The 2326-nt window shown below is 72.9% G+C and carries 2 protein-coding genes, 1 tRNA gene and 1 pseudogene; 3 read left to right on the top strand and 1 reads right to left on the bottom strand.

Translation table 11 applies throughout. The features are described 5' to 3' along the window. Positions 1-263: 263 nt before the first annotated feature. A tRNA-Lys gene (locus E2E34_RS33480) sits at positions 264-337 on the bottom strand. A gap of 169 nt (positions 338-506) precedes the next feature. Here E2E34_RS33480 and E2E34_RS33475 point away from each other — a divergent pair. From E2E34_RS33475 to E2E34_RS33465, 3 genes and pseudogenes are all read left to right on the top strand, one after another. Further along, positions 507-1871 (top strand): peptidoglycan-binding protein, encoded by a 1365-nt coding sequence (locus E2E34_RS33475; RefSeq protein WP_138905593.1) that lies wholly within the window; start codon positions 507-509, stop codon positions 1869-1871. Positions 1872-1889: 18 nt separating this feature from the next. Beyond that, the gene (locus E2E34_RS33470; protein ID WP_138905592.1) at positions 1890-2246 is read left to right on the top strand and encodes a hypothetical protein; all 357 of its coding nucleotides are present in this window, start codon (positions 1890-1892) and stop codon (positions 2244-2246) included. After that, positions 2204-2326, top strand: a pseudogene (locus E2E34_RS33465) (IclR family transcriptional regulator); the annotation flags it as partial. The gene E2E34_RS33470 and the pseudogene E2E34_RS33465, both read left to right, overlap by 43 nt.

Here is a 2326-nt window from a genome sequence, read left to right as displayed (position 1 = left end):
GTGCTCCCGCAGCCCCCCGGCTGCCGGCTTCGCCCCCAACGTGCCGGAGCCGCCCGCCCCATTGGAGCCACTGGCTCCAGGATAGGGTCTACGACCCCCGTCTTGATCGCAAGGGTGAAACAAGGTGTTTACCGGTCATACGCGGGCTTTGGGGTCGCTCTGTGATCCGGGTTCGACATGGGTTCGACGCGAGGGCGACACGCCCGGAGTGTCCCGAAACGCCGAAGCCCCCTCACGCTCGGTGAGGGGGCTTCGGCATCGTGTGCGCCGCCAGGGACTCGAACCCCGGACCCGCTGATTAAGAGTCAGCTGCTCTAACCAACTGAGCTAGCGGCGCCTGTCTGACTCCGAGAACTTTACCCGACGGTCGCGGGTGCTCCGGACCGGCCACGCCGTACTCTGTCTGATTGATTATCATTTGGACCGTCAACATGCGTTATGTCCAGACAGTTGAAACACTGTCACCCGTGCAGATCCGCCAGAAAAACCCACGGGAGGGGAACCGCATGACGATGCCGGTTTTCGATGAGTACGAACCCGCGGCCGACTGCGGCTGCCCCGGCTGCGCCCAGGAGCGCCGGGCCGCCGCCCTCGGCCTGGCGGTCGCGGCCGGCGGCCACCCGGCCGCGCACGGCGCCCGCCGCGCGCTGGTCCTCGCCACCGCCGCGGGCGTGGTCCTCGGTGGCGGCGCGCCCGGCGCCGCGAGCGCCGTCGCCCCCGGACACGCGCCGGCCCGCACCGGAGCCGACCACGACCCGGACACCCCGCAGGGCGGACCCGGACCGCTGCACGGCGGCCGGCCGGGCCGGGACGGCGAGACGACCCCCACCGCGCACGTGACGCCGACCGCCACCCGGCCGGCCCTGCGGTTCACCACCAGGGCCGAGATCATCGACCGCGCCAAGCGCTGGGTGGACGCCAGGGTCCCGTACAGCATGGAGAAGTACTGGAGCGACGGGTACCGGCAGGACTGCTCGGGCTATGTCTCGATGGCCTGGAACCTCGACGGCAACGAATGGACGGGGAGCCTCGCCCAGTACGGCACGCTCACCGCCAAGGAGCAGCTGGAGGCCGGCGACATCCTGCTCTTCCACAATCCGGCCGATCCGAACAAGGGCTCGCACGTCACGATCTTCGGCGGCTGGTCCGACGACGGCCGCACCCACTACATCGCGTACGAGCAGACCCGCCCGCACACCCGCAAGCTGGCCACTCCGTACGCCTACTGGAACAACTCGGCGCGCTACGTCGGCTACCGCTACAACGGGATCAGCGGCGGGGCCGGCGGCGGGACCGGTGGCGGCGGGTCCACCACGACGGCCTACCCGGGAGCGAAGTTCTTCGGTCCGGGTGCGAACAACCGCTACGTCACCCGGCTGGGCAAGATGCTCGTCGCCCGGGGTGGCAAGCGCTTCTACAGCCAGGGCCCCGGGCCCGGCTGGGGCGAGGCCGACCGGCGCGCCACCGAGGCGTTCCAGCGCGCGCAGGGCTGGCGCGGCGCGGAGGCGGACGGACTGCCGGGGCCGCACACCTGGCGGCTGCTCGTCCAGAACGCCGGCAAGGACATCCCGGCCGCCGGCGACGGCGGCCAGGGCGGCGGCGGGGACGGCGGCACCGGCGGCACGGCCGGCGCCACGGCGTTCCCCGGCCGGGAGCACTTCCGGCCCGGCCGGTCGAACGAGTACGTCGAGAAGCTCGGCAGGCAACTGGTGAAGAAGGGATACGGCAAGCACTACACCTCGGGTCCTGGACCCCGCTGGACCGAGGCGGACCGGCGCAACGTCGAGGCGTTCCAGCGCGCGCAGGGCTGGCGCGGCGCGGCGGCCGACGGCTACCCGGGCCCGCAGACCTGGCGGCGGCTCTTCGCATGACGGCATGACGGAGGAACGATGAGCACCACGACTTCAGAGACCTCGGAGCCGGACGGCTCCAACGCGCCGTCCGCTCCCGGCCGGCCGGGGCCCGAGACCGCGCCGAGGGCGCCGGTCATCAGGAACGAGTCCACCGTCGAGATCCCGGTGCACCTGCTGTTCCGCGACGACACCGGCCCGACCGCGCTGACCCTGCCGCCGGGCGCCTCGGTGATCAGCCGCAGGAAGGGCACCGGCGAACAGCCGCGCGTGGGGGCGGGCGCAACCGCCGCCCGGCCGGGCGCGGCCGTGCCGGCGTCCGCCCGGGCGCGCCCGCCCCGGCCCGCTGCGCCCTGCGTGTACTGGAGACGGTCTCCAGGCACGGCGGCGGTGTGACCGATGTCCAGATCGCCCGCGAGACCGGACTCCCGACCGCCCACCTGACCTCCCTGCGGCTGCTGCTGCGCCGCGAGGGG

Origin of the sequence: Streptomyces albidochromogenes, from assembly GCF_005981925.1 — a bacterium.
GTDB lineage: Bacteria > Actinomycetota > Actinomycetes > Streptomycetales > Streptomycetaceae > Streptomyces > Streptomyces albidochromogenes.
This window is presented reverse-complemented; position numbering and strand designations above follow the sequence as displayed.

What these genes read in the sequence shown, in the direction of transcription:
- E2E34_RS33475 (WP_138905593.1), top strand. Translation starts at nt 507, where the DNA reads ATGACGATGCCGGTTTTCGATGAGTACGAACCCGCGGCCGACTGCGGC.
- E2E34_RS33470 (WP_138905592.1), top strand. Translation starts at nt 1,890, where the DNA reads ATGAGCACCACGACTTCAGAGACCTCGGAGCCGGACGGCTCCAACGCG.